General features: G+C 66.5%; 21 protein-coding genes, 1 tRNA gene and 1 pseudogene. 9 read left to right on the top strand and 14 right to left on the bottom strand.

Features of this window, described 5'->3' with window-relative positions; translation table 11 throughout:
• Positions 1–358: 358 nt before the first annotated feature.
• The gene (locus tag BMY29_RS08875) at positions 359–832 is read right to left on the bottom strand and encodes an acyl-CoA thioesterase (RefSeq protein WP_049989004.1); all 474 of its coding nucleotides are present in this window, start codon (positions 830–832) and stop codon (positions 359–361) included.
• A 167-nt stretch (positions 833–999) separates the two neighbouring features.
• Here BMY29_RS08875 and BMY29_RS08870 point away from each other — a divergent pair, with 167 nt between their 5' ends.
• From BMY29_RS08870 to BMY29_RS08855, 4 genes and pseudogenes are all read left to right on the top strand, one after another.
• A complete protein-coding gene (locus tag BMY29_RS08870) occupies positions 1,000–1,137 on the top strand; it encodes a hypothetical protein (protein ID WP_049989005.1) in 138 nt (45 codons plus the stop codon).
• A 94-nt stretch (positions 1,138–1,231) separates the two neighbouring features.
• Entirely contained in the window at positions 1,232–2,212 is a 981-nt protein-coding gene (locus BMY29_RS08865) for a nucleoside hydrolase (RefSeq protein ID WP_049989006.1), read from the top strand.
• Positions 2,213–2,259: 47 nt separating this feature from the next.
• Positions 2,260–2,433 (top strand): annotated as a pseudogene (locus tag BMY29_RS20590) (FAD-dependent oxidoreductase); the annotation flags it as partial.
• Positions 2,434–2,506: 73 nt separating this feature from the next.
• Complete coding sequence (locus BMY29_RS08855; RefSeq protein WP_049989007.1) at positions 2,507–2,731, top strand: hypothetical protein; 225 nt, start codon at positions 2,507–2,509, stop codon at positions 2,729–2,731.
• Between the two features lie 45 nt (positions 2,732–2,776).
• Here BMY29_RS08855 and BMY29_RS08850 read toward each other — a convergent pair whose 3' ends face one another.
• Both BMY29_RS08850 and artA read right to left on the bottom strand, forming a co-directional pair.
• Complete coding sequence (locus BMY29_RS08850; RefSeq protein ID WP_049989008.1) at positions 2,777–3,496, bottom strand: metallophosphoesterase; 720 nt, start codon at positions 3,494–3,496, stop codon at positions 2,777–2,779.
• On the bottom strand, positions 3,489–4,568 hold the full coding sequence (gene artA / locus BMY29_RS08845; protein WP_049989009.1) for an archaeosortase A: 1,080 nt from the start codon (positions 4,566–4,568) through the stop codon (positions 3,489–3,491). The genes BMY29_RS08850 and artA overlap by 8 nt, the downstream gene beginning before the upstream one ends.
• 183 nt (positions 4,569–4,751) lie before the next feature.
• Between artA and BMY29_RS08840 the strand changes: the two genes are divergently transcribed.
• Both BMY29_RS08840 and BMY29_RS08835 read left to right on the top strand, forming a co-directional pair.
• Entirely contained in the window at positions 4,752–5,531 is a 780-nt protein-coding gene (locus tag BMY29_RS08840; protein WP_049989010.1) for a DUF7839 domain-containing protein, read from the top strand.
• A gap of 107 nt (positions 5,532–5,638) precedes the next feature.
• Positions 5,639–6,007 (top strand): DUF7344 domain-containing protein, encoded by a 369-nt coding sequence (locus tag BMY29_RS08835; RefSeq protein WP_338141406.1) that lies wholly within the window; start codon positions 5,639–5,641, stop codon positions 6,005–6,007.
• Positions 6,008–6,076: 69 nt separating this feature from the next.
• Here BMY29_RS08835 and BMY29_RS08830 read toward each other — a convergent pair whose 3' ends face one another.
• Genes BMY29_RS08830 through BMY29_RS08810 form a run of 5 tightly spaced genes read right to left on the bottom strand, consistent with a single transcriptional unit; the run spans position 6,077 to position 8,305 of the window.
• Positions 6,077–6,844 carry a proteasome assembly chaperone family protein gene (locus BMY29_RS08830; RefSeq protein WP_049989011.1) on the bottom strand — a complete coding sequence of 256 codons (768 nt, stop codon included), beginning with the start codon at positions 6,842–6,844 and terminating at the stop codon, positions 6,077–6,079.
• Between the two features lie 6 nt (positions 6,845–6,850).
• Positions 6,851–7,030, bottom strand: a complete 180-nt coding sequence (locus BMY29_RS08825) for an RNA-protein complex protein Nop10 (protein ID WP_074854678.1) — start codon at positions 7,028–7,030, stop codon at positions 6,851–6,853.
• Positions 7,031–7,050: 20 nt separating this feature from the next.
• Positions 7,051–7,848 carry a translation initiation factor IF-2 subunit alpha gene (locus BMY29_RS08820; RefSeq protein WP_049989012.1) on the bottom strand — a complete coding sequence of 266 codons (798 nt, stop codon included), beginning with the start codon at positions 7,846–7,848 and terminating at the stop codon, positions 7,051–7,053.
• Positions 7,845–8,018: a 30S ribosomal protein S27e gene (locus tag BMY29_RS08815; protein WP_049989013.1), complete on the bottom strand. Its 174-nt coding sequence runs from the start codon at positions 8,016–8,018 to the stop codon at positions 7,845–7,847. Before BMY29_RS08815 ends, BMY29_RS08820 begins: the two co-directional genes overlap by 4 nt.
• 5 nt (positions 8,019–8,023) lie before the next feature.
• Entirely contained in the window at positions 8,024–8,305 is a 282-nt protein-coding gene (locus tag BMY29_RS08810) for a 50S ribosomal protein L44e (protein ID WP_049922962.1), read from the bottom strand.
• Between the two features lie 203 nt (positions 8,306–8,508).
• Between BMY29_RS08810 and BMY29_RS08805 the strand changes: the two genes are divergently transcribed.
• The 3 genes from BMY29_RS08805 to BMY29_RS08795 all read left to right on the top strand — a co-directional run bounded on the left by BMY29_RS08805 (position 8,509) and on the right by BMY29_RS08795 (position 9,639).
• A complete protein-coding gene (locus BMY29_RS08805; RefSeq protein ID WP_049989014.1) occupies positions 8,509–8,775 on the top strand; it encodes an HAH_0734 family protein in 267 nt (88 codons plus the stop codon).
• Between the two features lie 276 nt (positions 8,776–9,051).
• Positions 9,052–9,498 (top strand): GtrA family protein, encoded by a 447-nt coding sequence (locus BMY29_RS08800; RefSeq protein ID WP_049989015.1) that lies wholly within the window; start codon positions 9,052–9,054, stop codon positions 9,496–9,498.
• A 66-nt stretch (positions 9,499–9,564) separates the two neighbouring features.
• Positions 9,565–9,639, top strand: a tRNA-Met gene (locus BMY29_RS08795).
• A 264-nt stretch (positions 9,640–9,903) separates the two neighbouring features.
• Here the strand turns inward: BMY29_RS08795 and BMY29_RS08790 are convergent.
• Genes BMY29_RS08790 through BMY29_RS08765 form a run of 6 tightly spaced genes read right to left on the bottom strand, consistent with a single transcriptional unit; the run spans position 9,904 to position 16,701 of the window.
• The gene (locus BMY29_RS08790; RefSeq protein ID WP_049989016.1) at positions 9,904–10,461 is read right to left on the bottom strand and encodes a DUF7974 family protein; all 558 of its coding nucleotides are present in this window, start codon (positions 10,459–10,461) and stop codon (positions 9,904–9,906) included.
• Positions 10,458–11,834, bottom strand: a complete 1,377-nt coding sequence (locus BMY29_RS08785; protein ID WP_049989017.1) for an ABC transporter ATP-binding protein — start codon at positions 11,832–11,834, stop codon at positions 10,458–10,460. The genes BMY29_RS08790 and BMY29_RS08785 overlap by 4 nt, the downstream gene beginning before the upstream one ends.
• Positions 11,831–12,964 carry an ABC transporter ATP-binding protein gene (locus BMY29_RS08780; protein WP_049989018.1) on the bottom strand — a complete coding sequence of 378 codons (1,134 nt, stop codon included), beginning with the start codon at positions 12,962–12,964 and terminating at the stop codon, positions 11,831–11,833. The genes BMY29_RS08785 and BMY29_RS08780 overlap by 4 nt, the downstream gene beginning before the upstream one ends.
• Entirely contained in the window at positions 12,964–14,088 is a 1,125-nt protein-coding gene (locus BMY29_RS08775; RefSeq protein ID WP_081985414.1) for an ABC transporter permease, read from the bottom strand. Before BMY29_RS08775 ends, BMY29_RS08780 begins: the two co-directional genes overlap by 1 nt.
• A gap of 2 nt (positions 14,089–14,090) precedes the next feature.
• The gene (locus BMY29_RS08770) at positions 14,091–15,038 is read right to left on the bottom strand and encodes an ABC transporter permease (protein WP_049989019.1); all 948 of its coding nucleotides are present in this window, start codon (positions 15,036–15,038) and stop codon (positions 14,091–14,093) included.
• 13 nt (positions 15,039–15,051) lie between these two features.
• The gene (locus BMY29_RS08765) at positions 15,052–16,701 is read right to left on the bottom strand and encodes an ABC transporter substrate-binding protein (RefSeq protein WP_081985415.1); all 1,650 of its coding nucleotides are present in this window, start codon (positions 16,699–16,701) and stop codon (positions 15,052–15,054) included.
• Positions 16,702–16,724: the final 23 nt, after the last annotated feature.

Raw genomic sequence — 16,724 nt, 5'->3', positions numbered from 1 at the left:
TAGGAAGAAAGCCAAAATTCCCCCGACGGATAACAATTCCAGAGGGAGCATAAAGATAAGCAGCAGTACAAGGTTGCTAAATAGCAGTGCGATAATCAGATTGAGGCGTAGGATAACCGGTTTCTCGTCCATTATATTGGATTTCCAACTCACTCCTCATATACTTGTTTGATGACTACTTGCCCTGTATTGAGCGATCATTACTTTCGCAGATCGGTCGGATTCTCGTGTTGCATTCGCACCTTGTATTCAGCATGGCTTGACGGACATCATTTTATACTAACAGATGTTTCGGCATTCAGTTTGTACGTGCACTCACTAAACCGGATCTTTCAACGTGAGCGCCTGTGCTCTCGTCTTATTCGCTCGACTCGAGGCTACCTTGGAACGCCGCGACGGCCTGGCGAAACGCGTCGGGAATACGAGTCGGCGCCTCGGTCTCGCGGTCGACCGCGACGTGAGTTACCGTTCCGTCGGCCAACACCGCGTCGTCGGCCCGGCGCCTGGCGCGGTACTCGAACGCGAGACTCGACGTGCCGATCTCGGCGACGCGCAGTTCGTTGTCGATGACGTCGCCGAACTCGGCCCCGGCACGGTAGTTCAGTTCGCTGTTGACGACGTGGATCTGCCAGCCGTTTTCGACCATGCGGTCGTAGTCGTAGTCGATCGCCCGCAGGAACGCGGAGACGGCCTCGTCCTGAAAGGTGAAGTACTCGCCGTAGAAGACGACGCCCTGCTGGTCGGTCTCGGCGAACCGAACGCGGTTCTCGAAGACGGTTCGAAAGGCGGGGCCGTCGGCGTCCGCCGCGGCGCTCTCGGGTCGCTCTCCCATACCGACACCGCCACCGGAACCGGCAAAGTCGTACCGGCCACGGCAAACGGTAACGCGCCTACTAGGTTCCGCCAGGCGACTATCGGATCGACCCCGACAGGACCGACCCGCCCTCCTGCTGTGAATGCGGGCCGTGATCCTATCCGTCGGGCCGCCGTTCCGTCCGTATGGTCAAGTTCTCGACGCTCGTGATCCTCGCTGGTGTCGTGATGCTGGTCTTCCCGATCCCGCCGGTCGCGAGCGCGCTCGGCGGTCTGGTCGTCATCCTCGTCGGCATCGCGTTGCGCCTGGTGGCGGGCAAGTGATCGGCCGCGGGCGAAGAACCGACGGCTCCGCGAACTCATCGGGGCCGAGGCATCGACCACAGCTATTTGAGCCACACCTCTCAACGAACACCACATGACAGATTCGGACACCCGACGCGTGATCGTCGATACCGACACCGCTGGCGACGACACTCAGGGACTCCTGTTAGCGGCGCTCTCCGATCGCGTCTCGCTCGAGGGCGTGACGATCTGTGCCGGGAACGTCCCCTTCGAGTACCAGGTCGAGAACGCCAAGTACACGCTCGACCTGGCGGGCGTCGCCGACGAGGTACCGGTCTACGAGGGGGCGCGGTCCCCGCTGCTCACGGACCACGAGTTCGCGGAGTATATCCACGGCGAAGGTGGTCTCGGCGGGGACCTCTTCCCCGACACGGGGATTCCCTCGGCCGACGAGCACGCGGTCGACTACATCGTCCGTACTGCTCGCGAGAACCCCGGCGAGATCACCCTCGTCTGCATCGCGCCCCTGACCAACGTCGCGCTGGCGCTCCAGCGCGAGCCCGACCTCCCCGAGTTGCTCGACGACGTCTGGATCATGGGCGGCGCGGTCAACACGCTCGGCAACGTCACGCCCGCAGCGGAGTACAACTTCTGGGTCGACCCCGACGCGGCTCGCCTGGTGATGAGCGAGCTCGAGGCGACGCTGGTCGACTGGGGTGTGACGGTCCGCGATTCGCTGTTCGGACCCGACGTCTTCGAGGAAGTCGAGGCGATGGACACCCCGCTCGCGGACTTCTTCCTGACGGTCACGGACGCCGTCCGGGAGTTCAACGCCCAATCCGAGCACGACGCCCTCGGGGCGGACGTCACGACCCAGCCGGACTCGCTGACGGTCGCGACGCTGCTCGAACCCGACCTGATCGAGGAGTCGGGCACCTACTACGTCGAGGTCGACGACCGCGAGGGGCCGACCCGCGGCTACAGCCTGGTCGACGAACTCGGCGTTACCGACGGCGAGCCGCGGACGCGGGTCGTCGAATCGGTCGACGAGGAGCGGTTCGAGCGACTGATGCTCGATATGCTCCGGCACGGAGATCCGCACTACTCGGCGTAAGTCGCGATCGAATCTGTCCCTCGAAGACGGGACTCACGGGCGCTCGCCCGGTCGCCCAGTTCGAGCAACCGCCTGGCGTCCACGACCGGCTCCCCAACGCTCGCGATCCGGACGGGCCGATCTACCTGGCGGGCGACTACACGCGGTGGTCGTCCATTCAGGGGGCGATGGAGAGCGGTCGGCGGGCGGCGAAGGCGGTGATCGACGGTCGTTCGCAGTGATCGACGCAGCGTTCCGGCCCGATCAAGCGGAACAAATACTAACGGTGCACGCTGATATGTTCACTAGACGCTCATGGAACTGAACGAGCTCCTCGAAGGCCACTCGCTTACCGGACGACAGGCAGCGATCATCTTCTTCGCCTTCCTCTCGCTGATTATCCTCGCCGCGCTGTTGCTTGTGATCTTCAGCGACTTCTTCCGAAATCTCTTCGCCTGGACGGGAACCGGAACGTCGTTCGGGCCGGACATCCCGATCCAGTCGGTCGCGCTCGCCGCCGTGGCGACGCTGCCGTTCTGATCGCGGTCGTCTTCTCCGTCTCCCGCGCTTTACCGCCAGCGGCCGCTACAGCAACCGCCGACACTCCCCTAACGGCGGGAACCACAACGTCTCGCCGCGGTCAGCGTCCCTGACGGCGGGATAGAACGAGTCGGCGCTCCGGACCAGCGGCGACTGGAAGTCCCGGCCGCGCATCCCGTTGACCGTCGCGCCCGCCGCCAGGCGAGTGAACGCTGGCAGCACGAGCACGGCCGCGCCCTCGTAGACGTCGGGGCCGTAGAGAACGCACGGGCGCTTGCGGCCCTCGATCGACAGCGCCGGGTGGTCGTGACCGACGACGTACCGCTCGGCCGTCGCCGACGGCCGTTCGTGGCCGTGACAGACCACCGTCTCGCCGTCGGCCAGGCGGTACTCCGACGACGTCTCGCCCGCAAACACGCCGTCGAGCATCGCGTCGTGGTTGCCGGGCGTGACGATCAGGTCGGCGCCGGCCCCGTCGACGGTCCCGACGAGTCGATCGAGGTCCTGTTCGGCGCCGCGGGGGACATCCGAGAACGAGTGTAGCAGGTCCCCCGCGACGACGACCGTCTCCGGATCGGTCGCCTCGAGGAGGGTCGCCAGGCGCTCGCGGACGTTGGCCCCGTCGTCGATCGGGGCATCCACGTTCGAGGCGGCGGCCTTGCCGAGGTGGACGTCGGCGAGGACAAGCGTCTCGGATGCGGGGAAGGAGACGGCGCGGTCGAGAACGGTGAACGGGACGTCGACGTCGGTATCGGTTTCAGTCATCGTTCGGTTCCGGATCGGGGGCGGATCCGGACTCGGAGCCGCCGTCGGGCCGGACCGCCGCGTCCGCGCCGAACGCGTCCGCCAGGTCGTACTCCGTCCCCGTCAGGATGAACAGGACCTCCTCTAAGGGATCGAATACTTCGGGGAGGATGCGGACCACGAGGTAGGTGATGCCCAGCAGGGCGACGATCGACAGCGACTGCGCGATGAAGTTGTGGGCGACGATGTAGGAGGTCCGGTCGGCGGGCGCACCCATGAACTCCGTGGCGACGTAGACGAAGACGTCCTGCTGGAACCAGCCCCACGGCGAGGCCAGGCCGATGAAGACGTTCCGGACGAGGTTGAGAAACCAGATGACTCCGATGGCGATGGCGAAGGCGGTGGCCTTCCGCTTCAGCGGGGCCTTGACCGCGGCGATGAGCCCGCCGAAGATGGCCATGCTGCCGATGCCGGTACAGGCCGTGATGATGTAGGTCGTCCGGCCGGTGACCGTCTCGTTCGGATCGAAGTCGAACTTGCTCACGTAGCCGTTCGCTCCCTCCGTGAGACCGGGGCTGTGGCCCAGCAGCTCCATCCCGAAGTGCGTCTGGGCGGCGGTCGTCTCGATCAGCCAGGTGCGGACGACCGGAATCGTCTCGACCGGCAGGTAGATCAGGCCCATGCACGCGACGGCCTTCGTGAGCAGGAGCAGCGACTCGCGGCCCCTGGCGAGCAGGTAGCCGGTGTACGCACACAGCGGAAGCGCCGCTAGCGTCAGCAGCGATTGGAGGGGGCTCTTGACCTCGAAATAGTAGTGGGGGAACATCGTGAGCCAGAAGCCCCCGAAGACGACCCAGGCTCCTGCGGCGAGATAGCGTGCCGGGGTAGCGGCGTCGCGCCACTGGAGAACGATCGCGACGACGAACGCGCCGATCGCGATCCAGGCGAGCGAATCCGAGAGCGGGATCGAACCGATACTCATCGAGAGGAGACCCGCGGACGGAGACACGGACGCGGACGCGGCTCCCGTCGACACGAGGTCGACGACCGCCGTACTCGTTTCCGAGGCGGTCGTCGCTGGTAGGGCCGGCATACTCAGGCTAACCCGAAGGACTCTCTGGCTATCAACTTGACGCCTCGGTCGCTGCGGCGATCGGGGACTGGAACCGACGCGGCGACCCACGTCGAGCGCCCGATCCGGCCGACCGCCGTCAGCGTCGCTCGCGGACCGCGCGACCGCGTACCTTTTTGCACCCCTCACGAAAAGGCTAGCTGTATGGTCGACGTCCTCGACAACAAGCGGGCCGCGACGCGGTTTCGGATCCTCGTCCAGATCGCCGAGCGCCAGCCCGCGGTCAGTCAGGGTGAGATCGCCGAGGAAGTCGGCGTGACGAGCCAGGCCGTCAGCGAGTACATCCGCGAGCTCGTCGACGAAGGCCTCGTCGAGAAGGAGGGGCGGTCGCGGTACCGCGTCACCCGCGAGGGCGTCGACTGGCTTTTCCGGGCGGCCGACGACGTCCGGCGGTTCGCCGACCACGTCACCGGAGACATCTTAGGCGCGATGAGCGAGGACGCCTACATCGCCACTGAAGACATCGAGGAGGGCGAGACCGTCTCCCTATCGGTCGAGGACGGCCTGCTCCACGCGACGCCAGGCAGCGAGGGCCCCGCGACCGGCATCGCGACGAGCGACGCCGACGCCGGCACCGACGTCGGCGTCACCAGCTTCGAGGGCGTCATGGACCTCGATCCCGGCACCGTCACCGTCCTGCAGGTCCCGTCGATCCGAACCGGCGGCAGCCGGACAATCGACGACGAGACCGTCACCGACGCCTGCGCCGACGCCGATCTGGTCGTCGCCACCGGCGTGGAGGCCGTCGTCGCCTGCCGGGGGGCGGGCACCGAGCCGTCGGTCACGTTCGCCGTCGGCGACGTCGCGGCCGACGCCGCGAATCATGGACTCGACGTGACCGTCGTCGCGACGACCGACGGCGTCGGTCGCGTCACCGACGCGCTTCGGGACGGCGACGTCTCCTACGAAGTGCTTGAGGGCTGAGGCGGAGCCGAACCGGAAACGGTACCGAACCTCTGTTCCAACGATTCCAACGATTTTAGGCGGTGGTCCTTTCCCGGTGACGCGTCTCTCCTAAACTAGAGGGTAGTGTGACGCTGAAATCGACCGATGCGTTCAGGGTACTCGCCAGCGCCGACCGACAGTACGTACTCCACGAGCTCCTCGAGCGAGACGGCGAGAGCACGGTCGGTGAGCTCTCGCGCAGGGTTGCTCTCCGGCGCCACCGGACCGCCGCGAGCTCCGACACCGTCACCGCCGCGGAGGTCGAACGCGCCCGAGTCCGCCTGGTCCATATTCACTTTCCGCAGTTACTCCAGCAGGACGTCATCGAAGTCGACTGGGCCGACAACGAAGTCACGCTGGCCGAGAGCGACGACGTCGACGTGCTCTTCGAGGCGGCCGAAGAGTTAGACGAGTGGCCACCGGAACCCGAGTCGAAGCTGCGACACTCGTGGTGAATCGGGGAAGCGACCGATATTGGATATCGGGCCGAAACGAGAACGCGGGCGAGAACGAGAACGGCTCGATCAGCCGATATAGCGCAGGTCGTCGTCGGTCGGAACGTCCATCTGCTGTTGCTGTTCCATCTCCTGGATCTTCCCGATGACTTCTTCCATCTCGTCGGCCCGCTCGTCTAAGGATTCGTAGTCGAGTTCGAACTCGAGCACCTCTTCGAGGACCTCGAGCACCGCGCGGGCGCTCTTCGGGTCGACGAGGTAGCCGCTGGTCTCGCCCATTAGACACGAGGCCTCGATGCCCCGCCGTTCGCCGAGGCCCAGCAGGAGCCCGGAGACGCCAACGATGCCGCCGGCGGGTTCGTCCTCACGGAACTCGACGCCCGCATCCTCGAGTTCGTCGAGCAGGGAGTCGTCGTTGACGGCGCCGACGACGGCGTACTCCTCGATGAGTTCGCCCGTCGGAACGCCGCCGAGCGCGTACACCTCGCTCGCGCCGAATTCCTCGGCGATGTCGAGGAAGGCATCGGTCAGCACGTAGTGACCGGCGTTGCTCTGGGCCTGGTGGTCGCCGGTCAGTAAGAGGAGGTCGCGACCCTCGGCCGTGTCGACGGCGTGAATCTCGGCGCAGGTCAGTTCCGAGACGCCGTCCTCGACGCTGACCTGCGGCGGGAACTCCCGGGAGTAAATCCGGCGCACGAGCGTACTTTCGCCCTCGAGTTCCTCGAGCAGGTGCTCGACGGCGAGGTTGCCGACGTGTCCAACTCCTGGCAACCCCTCGACGAGGACGGGGTCGTCCAGTTCGACCTCGGCGACTGCGTCGATCTCGAGTTCGTCCATACCGTATCAGCGGCGGCGACGTTTAAGAGCGCGTCGGTACTCCCCGTGAGGATCCGCCGGATCGAACGGTGCGGGCGCGCTGTTTTCCGCGTCGGCGCCGCACTCGGGGCAGGTCTCAGTAAGGGAATACACCGGACGGTCGTGGACCTCGCGCCACGCCGAACAGACTCGAATATCCGACTTCATCGTGTCATCGTCGGCGTCCGTTACTCGTCGTCGGTGCGGCGGTCGCGGTGGTACTCACCGGAGCCGTCGTGTCCCTCGATGGCGGCGATCGCTCGCTGGGCGCTCTCCTCGAGTTCGGCCTCCGCGGTCTTGTAGTTGGGCGCCTGGACCTCGATGCGGTACTCGGGAGCGCCGACGTAGCTGACCTCGAGGTCGACTTCTTCGGGTACTTCGCCGTTGCCCTCGGCCGCTTCGAGTGCCTCGCGGATCCCGTCGACGCCGCTCGGCGAGGGGTTCTCGAGGTCGACGTAGCCGGTGACGTTGACGTACGGTACCGAGACATTCTCGCGAGCGGTTTCGACGAGCGCGTCGATTTCGCCGTCGTCGAGGTCGGTGTCTTCGAGGGACTCCTCGCCGTGGATCGCGGCCTGCTTGAAGCCGTCGTAGAGGCTGCCGTGGGCTCCGATCAGTTCGTTGGCGATCGCGGTGTAGGCCTCGTCGTCGATCTCCTCGAAGGCCAGGCCCATCCAGTTGTCGGCCTTCTGCTCGTTTTTCCACTGCTGGATCTTCTCCGAGCGCTGGTGGTCGTTGACGTCTTTCAGCGAGAGGTCGATCTGCTGGGACTCCTCGTCGACGTCTAGGACCTTACAGACGACGATCTGGCCCTCGCGGACGTGGTCGCGGACGTTCTTGATCCACCCGCTCGCGACTTCCGAGATGTGGATCAGTCCGCGCTTGTCCTCGTACTCCTCGAGATCGACGAAGACACCGAAGTCCTCGATCTCGTCGATCTTCCCGACGACGAGTTCGCCGGGGTCGGGCCAGCCGCTGTACTTCATCGTGACTCGACGGTCTCGACGATCTCGTGTTCGATCTCGGCTTTGCCGCCGGTCGGGTGCGCGAGCGTCGTGCCGCAGACGGCACAGGCGACTTCCGTGGCGGCCTTGCCGAAGACGGGCTGTTCGTTCTCGCAGTCACTGCATCGAACGGTGTAGAAGTTTCCTGCCATAGTAATCACTCCTGGAACTCGAGTCGGCCGGCGCGCCATCCCTCGCGGAGGTGGGCCTTGCCGCACTCGCTGCAGCGGTACTTGAGGTCGGTCTTCTTGGTGGGCTTTTCGCCACCGGGAACCTTCGAGAAGCGACCGGAGTTACCGATGCTCGCGGTGTTCCGTCGGGTGCGGCGAGCGTCCCACTTCATCCCGCTGGAACGGCCCGTTCGGGACTTCTCGACTTCGTGTTCGTGGTGTTCGTTGCAGTGCGGACAGTACGTATTGAATCGGCGTGGCATCTGCATGGTTATCTCACTTGCCGTGGGCTACGGCAGCGCTGTTTAAAACCCGTTTGGTTCGCCGGCGGCCGTGACCGGCTGTCGATTGCTTGCTTCCCACATGGGTCGCTCCGTGTCCGTGTCTTCCTCACCGCCAGCCGCCGACTGCGGCCGGGGTCGCCGGCGACCGCTCCGAAGCGTTTAATCGTCTTTCCTCTGAAGACTCGGGCATGAAGCAGCTCATCATCCACGGCGATCCCGGCGTTCGAAACGGGGCCATCATCCGCTACGAGGGGGAGGAGGTGGTCTGTTTCGGGATCAACCGCAACGGCGAGTACCACGGACCCGACCGCGTCCAACTCTGGTGTACCGTCGGCTCCGAGGACGAGTACGAGGACTACGAGAAGCGCAACTTCACGCCGCACTTCCTGGACGTCGACCGCGTCGACGCCGAGGACGTCGAAGTCGTGCGACCGAAGAGCGATCTCGCGCTCTAGGCGCGCCTGGCCGTCGCGTAATTCGGACGGAACCGACGTGGCACGTACCGGCCCGTGACGGCGAGCCGCCGACCCGCGCCCGTGCGCTCGTGCGCTCGACCACGGAAACGGACATTATGGGCGTCGTCGACCATTATGGGCGTCGTCGACCTCGAACGGACGTCCGGTATCTATTTGCTCGCGTTCATCGCCACTGCTGTGGATAATCGCAAGACGGAAATTACCGGCGTCGACAGTGGTGGACAGACTTGCAGTTAAGATGAGTGATCCACGACGATGAGTGATTCCCTCGGAGATGCCGTCCGGACGCGAGTTCGCGCGCTCCTCTCGACCGCCAGGTTCGGCCAGTTCGTCGGGGTCGGGGCCGTCGGCGCGAGCGTCGACAACGCCGTTCTCGTGGTGCTGGTCGAAGCGACGGTTCTCGGGCCGGTCGTCGCGAAAGTTCTCTCCTGGGAACTGGGGATCGCCGTCATCTTCGCGATCAACGAACGGTGGACGTTCGCGGAGTACGGTGAGGTCGGCTCACGAGCCCTGGGACGGCGCTTCCTGCGGTCGAACGTCGTTCGGTTCGCCGGCTTTCTCGTTACGCTTGCGGTACTGGCCGCGCTGGTCCGACAGTTCGCCATCCACTACGTCCTGGCGAACATCGTCGGAATCGCCGTCGGCTTCTTCGTCAACTACACTTGTGAGAGTCTCTACACGTGGCAGGTCCATCAGGAGTAGCGGTAGAAATCCGCATACGGCATCCGAATCACAATCCTTAACTAGTGCACTCGATTACGTGGTAGTAGCGGGATGGGATAGCCAGGAGATTCCGGCGGGCTCATAACCCGCAGATCGGTAGTTCAAATCTACCTCCCGCTACTTTTCACGAATTCAACATCAGACGGCGCTTGTTGTCCTGTATGTGTGTTGAATCTTCGAGGATACGGTGAACAAAGCTGACCGAGAGTAGCGTGGCGCGACCGTAGTTCGAATCTTCCTCTATCAGTCGACGGGCGCGGAATTCGGCACTCTGTTTCTCGCTATCAGTCGCATCGAAATCTATTGTTGCTGCGGGAAGCGCTACACCGCGATAAAGGGAAGGAGAGAGAAAATTCGAACGGATAAACGAAAGTCTGGAGGTAGTCAGTCGATGATCTCGATCTCGGTACTGTCGACGAGCCCCCGGTCGCTCGCGTCGTCGCGAGCGAGTCCGACCTCGATCGTATAGCGGCCGGGATCGACGGGCACCCATTCGTCGTCGGTGACGCGGATCCGCTGGGGCCACCGCCGACGGAAGCGCTTGCGCTCGCTCCGACCGAAGTCGAACGCGGCGGGCCGCTCCGGAACCGCTTTCGGGACCCGCGACGCCTGGCGGAGGCCGTCGACGGCCCAGGTCCAGCGGTTCGGCGAGTCGGTGCGGATGCGAATCGGAAACGGGAGTCGGTTACGGAACTCGACGGTGATCGCGACCGGTTCGCCGGGCTCGTACCGGGACTTATCGGTCGAGACGCTGACGTCGATCGCCCGGTAGCGCAGCGCCGTCGGCGTGAACGCGTGGCTGAACGCCGCCCAGTCGATCGCACGCCGGTCGCGGCCGTCGCTGCCGCCATCACCAACATCGTTCCCGCGCGTGCGCGTCCCGGGTGCAAACGGATCGTCGTCCGACCGCTCGACCGCACCGGAGTCGTAAATTCGTTTCATCGGTGGCGTTCCCGATAGTGCAGACTGCGTCCGTCGCCGTCACCGTGATCCGGTCCGTCACTCGATTCGTCGCCCGCGAATCGCTCGTCGAACCGATGGCAAGCGATCGGATGGGCGGCCGTTCCCGGTGCCAGCTCCGGGTCGATCGTCTCGCAAGGAGTCTCGAATTCCGCGGCCAGGCGCTGCCGCGCGCCGTCTCCGTCGCCAGATGCGATCGCGTCGAGCGCGTCCCCGAGGACGGCGTCGGCGTCCGGATCGCCGAGTCGGTCGGGAATGTCGTAGGTCTCCCGAAGCGCCGTCGGGACGGCCGCGGTCTCGCGATCGTCGGACCGCGCCAGCAGCGCCTCGAGTCCGTCGTCGCCGGCGGCAACCGCTTCGGCCAGGCGGGTCCGCAGCGCTAGCACGCCGCGGAAGGCGTCGGTCTCGATGTCGTAGTCGGCGGGCGGGACGACCTTCGGACAGCGCGGGTGGAACCGACAGCCCGACGGCGGGTCGGTCGGCGAGGGAACGGTCCCCTCAAGGACGATTCGGTCGCCGTCCCAGCGCGGATCGGGTTCAGGAATCGCCGACAGCAGCGCCTCGGTGTAGGGATGGGAGGGGGCGTCGAAGACCTCAGCGGCGGTCCCGGTCTCGACGAGTTCGCCGAGGTACATCACGGCCACGCGGTCAGCGACGTGCTCGACGACCGAGAGGTCGTGAGTGATGAACAGATAGGAGAGGTCGAACTCGTCCTGGAGATCCGACAGGAGGTTGAGGATCCGAGCCTGCACCGAAACGTCGAGCGCGGCGACGGGTTCGTCGCAGACGACGACTTCGGGCTCGACCGCGAGCGCGCGGGCGATGGCGATCCGCTGGCGCTGGCCGCCCGAGAACGCGTGCGGGTAGCGGTCCGCGTGCGCGGCCCGCAGCCCGACCGTCTCCAGCAGTTCTCGAACGCGTTCGTCGCGACGGGCTTCCGGAACGACGTCGTGGACCGCGAGCGCTTCGCCGACGATTTCGCCGACCGTCAGCTGTGGGTCCAGGCTGGCGTCAGGGTTCTGGAAGACGTACTGCAGCTTGGTCCGCAGCGCCCGCAGCTCCGAGCGCGAGCGGTCGGTGATCTCGGTACCGCGGTAGGTCACCGAGCCGCCGGTGGGCTCGACCAGGCGAACGAGCGCGCGCCCGAGCGTGGTCTTGCCGCAGCCGCTCTCGCCGACCAGGCCGAGCGTCTCGCCGGGCCGGAGCTCGAGGTCGACGCCGTCGACGGCCCGGACCGTCTCGCCGCGGCCGAGCAGGCGGTCGAGGAGGCCGTCGGCCGTGGTGTAGTGCTTCTCAAGGCCGTCGGCTCGGAGCAGCGGCTCGTTGTCGTCGGCCGTAGTCTCTGTCCCCGTCATTCGAAATCACTCGCCTGGTCGTGGTCGGCGTCGGTCCCGTCGTCGTCGACCCGCCGATCGGTCGCGGGGCCGCCCCGTACCCGCACCTCGTAGTCCAGGCCCTCCTTGAGGTCGCCGGTGTACTCGAGGCAGGCGGCGACGTGGGTCTCGGGGTCGCCGTCGGCCGGAATCGGAGTCCCCGCTCCCGCTTCCGGCTCGCCCCCCGCATCTGCCTCGACCAGCGGCGGGTGCCGCCTGGCGCAGACGTCTTCGGCGTACGGACACCGCGGGTGGAACCGGCAGCCGGTCGGCGGATCGACGAGCGAAGGCGGCGTCCCGGGGACGGTCGCCAGGCGGTCGCGGTCGTCGCCGAGTCGGGGAGTCGACGCCAGCAGCCCGACGGTGTAGGGGTGTTTGGGGTCGTAGTACAGCTCGTCGACCGGCGCGCGCTCGACGATCTCGCCGGCGTACTGCACGAGGACGCGATCGCACAGCTCCGCGACGACGCCGAGGTCGTGGGTGACCAGTTGGATCGCGGTGTCGGATTCGCGCGCGAGGTCGTCGAGCAGTTCGAGGATCCCGGCCTGGACGGTGACGTCGAGCCCGGTTGTCGGCTCGTCGCAGACGAGCAGGGCGGGGTCGCAGGCCAGGGCCATCGCGATGACGGCCCGCTGTTGCATCCCGCCGGAGAACTCGTGGGGGTAGTCGGAGTACCGCGCGGCCGGATCCGGCACGTCGACGCGGGCCATGAGGTCGATCGCCCGCTCGCGGGCCTCGTCGTCGGTGACGACCTCGTGGGCGCGGATCGCTTCGGCGATCTGCTCGCCGACGGTGTAGACTGGGTTGAGCGCCGCCGCGGCGTCCTGGAACACCATCGCGATCTCGTCGCCCCGGAGCTCGCGGAGGTCCTCGGCCGAGCACGCGAGGATATCGCGCCCCCGGAAGCGGATTTCGCCGCCGACGATCTCGCCCGGTCGCTCGATCAGGTCCAACAGCGCCAGGCTGGCGACGCTCTTGCCAGCCCCGCTCTCGCCGACCAGGCCGACCGCCTCGCCGGCCCGGATCTCGTAGCTGACCCCGTCGACGGCCCGGACGACGCCGTCGTCGGTGTAGAACTGGACGACGAGGTCCTCGACTTCGAGCAGCGCCATCAGCGCAGCCGCCTCCGTTCGTCGTTCACGTTCCGACGGGGATCGAGCGCGCCGTTAATGCCGTCGCCGACCAGGTTGATCGCCAGCACGAACAGGAAGATCGCGAGCCCCGGGAAGAGCGTGACGTGCCAGTGACCCTGGACGAGCGACTCCCGGCCCCGCGAGAGCATCGCGCCCCACTCGGCGCTGCCGGGTTCGAGTCCGAGACCGAGGAAGCCAAGCGCCGCGGCCGTGAGGACGACCGTTCCGACGTTGAGCGTCGCCTGGACGATCACGGGCGCGACGGCGTTGGGCACGACGTGCCTGCGGATGATCGTCCGATCGGGGACGCCCAGCGCTTTCGCGGCCGTGACGTACTCGCGCTCCCGGACAGAGAGCACCTCGCCGCGCAACAGCCTGGCGTAGCCGAGCCAGCCGGTGACGACCAGCGCGGCCACGAGCTTCCAGAACCCCTGGCCGAGGATCGCGACGACCGCAATCGCCAGCACCAGAAACGGGAAGGCGTAGAGCACGTCGACGACGCGCATGACGAGTTCGTCGACCCAGCCGCCGAAGTAGCCCGCGATCGCGCCGAGGGGCACGCCGACGCCAAGCGCCAGCACGACCGCGAGGAGGCCGACGCTCAGGGTGTAGCGCCCGCCGACGAGCACCCGGGAGAGCTGATCGCGGCCCGCCCAGTCCGTGCCGAAGGGGTGGGCCTGCGAGGGCGGCGCGTTCGGCGAGCCGACGAACGGCTCGGCGGGATCGTACGGGGCCAGCGAGACCGGCTGGAGCGTGATCGTGTAGCCCGTCGTCGACACCTCGATCGGCCGCGCGAAGACGGCGAGCACCGCCATGACGACGATGATCCCCAGCCCGGCCATCGCCGTTCGGTTCCGACGGAACCGCCGCCAGGCGACTGCGAGGCGACTCGCTCGGCCGCCGGGTCGGTCGGCCGACCTCGGTGCGGCCGGGCCCGACCCCGGAGCCGCCGACTGCGCTCGCGCGTCGCGGTCGCGCCGCTCGGCGACGGCTTCCTCGAAACCGACGATGCGAATTCGGCCGCGATCGGCGGTGCGCTCGGTGGCGTCGTGATCGCGGTCGGGGGCGGGCTCGCAGTCGGCGTCTCGATCGCTGTCGTTCATAGTCAGTATCGAATTCGTGGATCCAACACCGCGTAGACGATATCGACGAGCAGGTTCGCGAGGACGATCCCGACTGCAACGAGCAGGACGCTCGCCTGGAGGATCGGATAGTCCCGCCGGAGGATCGATTCGACCAGCAGTCGCCCCATTCCCGGCCAGGAGAAGACCTGCTCGACGACGACGGCGCCGTCGACCAGGAACGCCAGCTGGAGGCCGGCAACGGTGACGACCGGCAGCAAGGCGTTTCGCAGGGCGTGTTTCGCGATCACCGTCCGCTCGCGCAGCCCCTTCGCGCGGGCGGCCCGGACGTACGGCCGCTCGAGTTCGCGCAGCATCGACGACCGGAGCAGCCGGGTAACCAGCGCCGCCGAGGCCGTCCCCAGCGTGATCGTCGGCAGAAGCATGAACTTCGCCATCGCGAGGCTCGCGAGCGGCGCGTCCGGCGGGATGACCCGGACCCAGCCCAGCCGGACGCCGAAGATCAGCAACAGGACCAGGCCGAGCCAGAAGTTCGGCGTCGCGATCCCGGCCAGCGCGGCGAGTCGGCTGAGTTCGTCGGCAGGTTCGCCCCGCCTGACCGCGGCGACGACTCCCGCCGGAATCCCGATCGCGAACGCGCACAGCCAGGCGGCTCCGCCGAGGGCGAGCGTCGCCGGGAGCCGTCGCCCGATCGTCCCGGTGACGCTGCGTCCGGTGATCGGCGAGCGACCGAATTCGAGGGCGAGCGCGTCGCGCAGCCACAGCAGGTACTGCTGCCAGACCGGCCGGTCGAGGTGGTAGTCGGCCCGGACCGACGCCTCGACCGCGGGGCTGACGTCCTGGTACCCGACGATCGCGTCGACGGCGTCGCCGGGGAGTAGGTGAACGAACGAGAACGAAAGCGCCGTGACCCCGAGCAGGACCGGGACCGCGATCAACACTCGTCTACAGATGTATCGTCCGAGCGACATCGTGGTCGTGGTATCAGTTCGGCCGAACGTACGTCTCGGCGATCGATTCTCGGAACGATTCGTCAGTATACCCCTCGAGTAGCGGTGAAATCGGCGTATAGGCGACTTCGCCGATGCCGTCGTATACGGTTTCGAGGATTTGCTCGCGCGGGAGCAACATGGTACATCCGCGCCGGACCGCTCGCTCGGTGAACGGGTCGCAGTACAGCGGATAGATCACCGCGTCGAACCCGCCGCCGACGCGCCGATCGACGCCGTACGCGTCGTCGCGCTCGAAGCTAGCCAGGCTCGCCGCCGGGACGTCGGGACTACAGTGAACGTTCCCGGCCTCGAGCGCGCCCTGCCGAGACGCCCGCTCGGTAACGATCTCGAGCGTGACGGTCTCGATGGGCGGCGTTTCCGGGACCGATCCGTCGCCCTGGAACCAGTGATCGTCGAACCGCTCGAGCCGCCAGTGATCGGCGCTTCGATGCTCGACGAACCGATAGGGACCGGTTCCGATCGGCGCCGACTCGAGGTCGTGGTCGCCGTCGATCGCCGCCATCGGGACGATCGGGACGTTGAACAGCGACTGTTCGAGGGGCCCGTACTCCCGCCAGCACTCGATATCGACGGTGTAGTCGTCGACGATCGTGGCGCTCTCGTACCAGTCGTAGACGTCGGTCTCTCGTGGTGTTCCCTCGTAGCGTTCGAGTGATCCCTCGACGTGAGCGGCGGTGAGTTCCTCGCCGTTGTGAAACCGGACGCCCTCGCGAAGGGAGAATCGGTAGGTCGTCGCGTCGAGACGCTCCCACTCGTCGGCGAGCATCGGACGGACCTCGCCGTCGAAATCGATCCCGACGAGTTGCTCGTAGACGAGGGCCGTCGCCTGGCTGGACGCGGTATCGTTCATCCGGACCGGGTCGTAGGCCGTGACGTCGCTGTCGAGATCGCCGACGAATTCGTCGCCGTCCGCGATATCGGTGGAGACGCCGGCCCAGGGCGCGTACACCGCGTAGTACGATCCCGGCCGGAGCGGGTACGTCCGCCAGTCGGCGACGACGTCGTCGTTCCAGACGTGGGCTGATTCGCGAAAGCGAACGAACGCCGCCGGGGCGTCGGCAACCAGTTCTTCCTGGAGGTCCCGATAGATGCCGACGCGCTCGTCGCGGGAGGTCTCCTCGAGGGCCGCATCGATGTACTCGTCGACGGTGTCGTTCGCGTAGTGGTTGACGTTGAATCCGTCGGGCGCGTGATTGTCCGAGTGAAACAGCATGTTGACGTAGTCGTCGGGATCCCAGCCCCCGGTCCAGCTCATGACGAACATGGCGTTTTCGCCCTCGTCGGCCGCCGCGGTCAGGAGGTCCAGATACGAGCCGAACTCCCGTTGGTCGATCGAGACGTCGAAAAAGCCCGTGTTCTCGAGCGCGGTCTCGAACAGTTGGGCGAACTGCATCCGCTCGTCGTCGCTGGTGATCGCGATCGTCGTCTCGAACGGCGGTTCGATCCCCGCGGCGTCGAACCCCTTTTGAAGCAACTCCTCGGCGGGGCCGTCGGCTTCGACTTCGGTGTTGGGCGTGATACAACCTGCCGCTCCGGCGACCACGGCCGCCCCCGCTCGTTGCAGGAGCGAACGCCGGTCCAGACGCCCGCCTTCTCCCGGCCCGACGCTATTCCCTGCCATAAGTACGCCGTTTATATCCCCGC

The sequence above is a fragment of the Natrinema salifodinae genome (assembly GCF_900110455.1).
GTDB lineage: Archaea > Halobacteriota > Halobacteria > Halobacteriales > Natrialbaceae > Natrinema > Natrinema salifodinae.
This window is presented reverse-complemented; position numbering and strand designations above follow the sequence as displayed.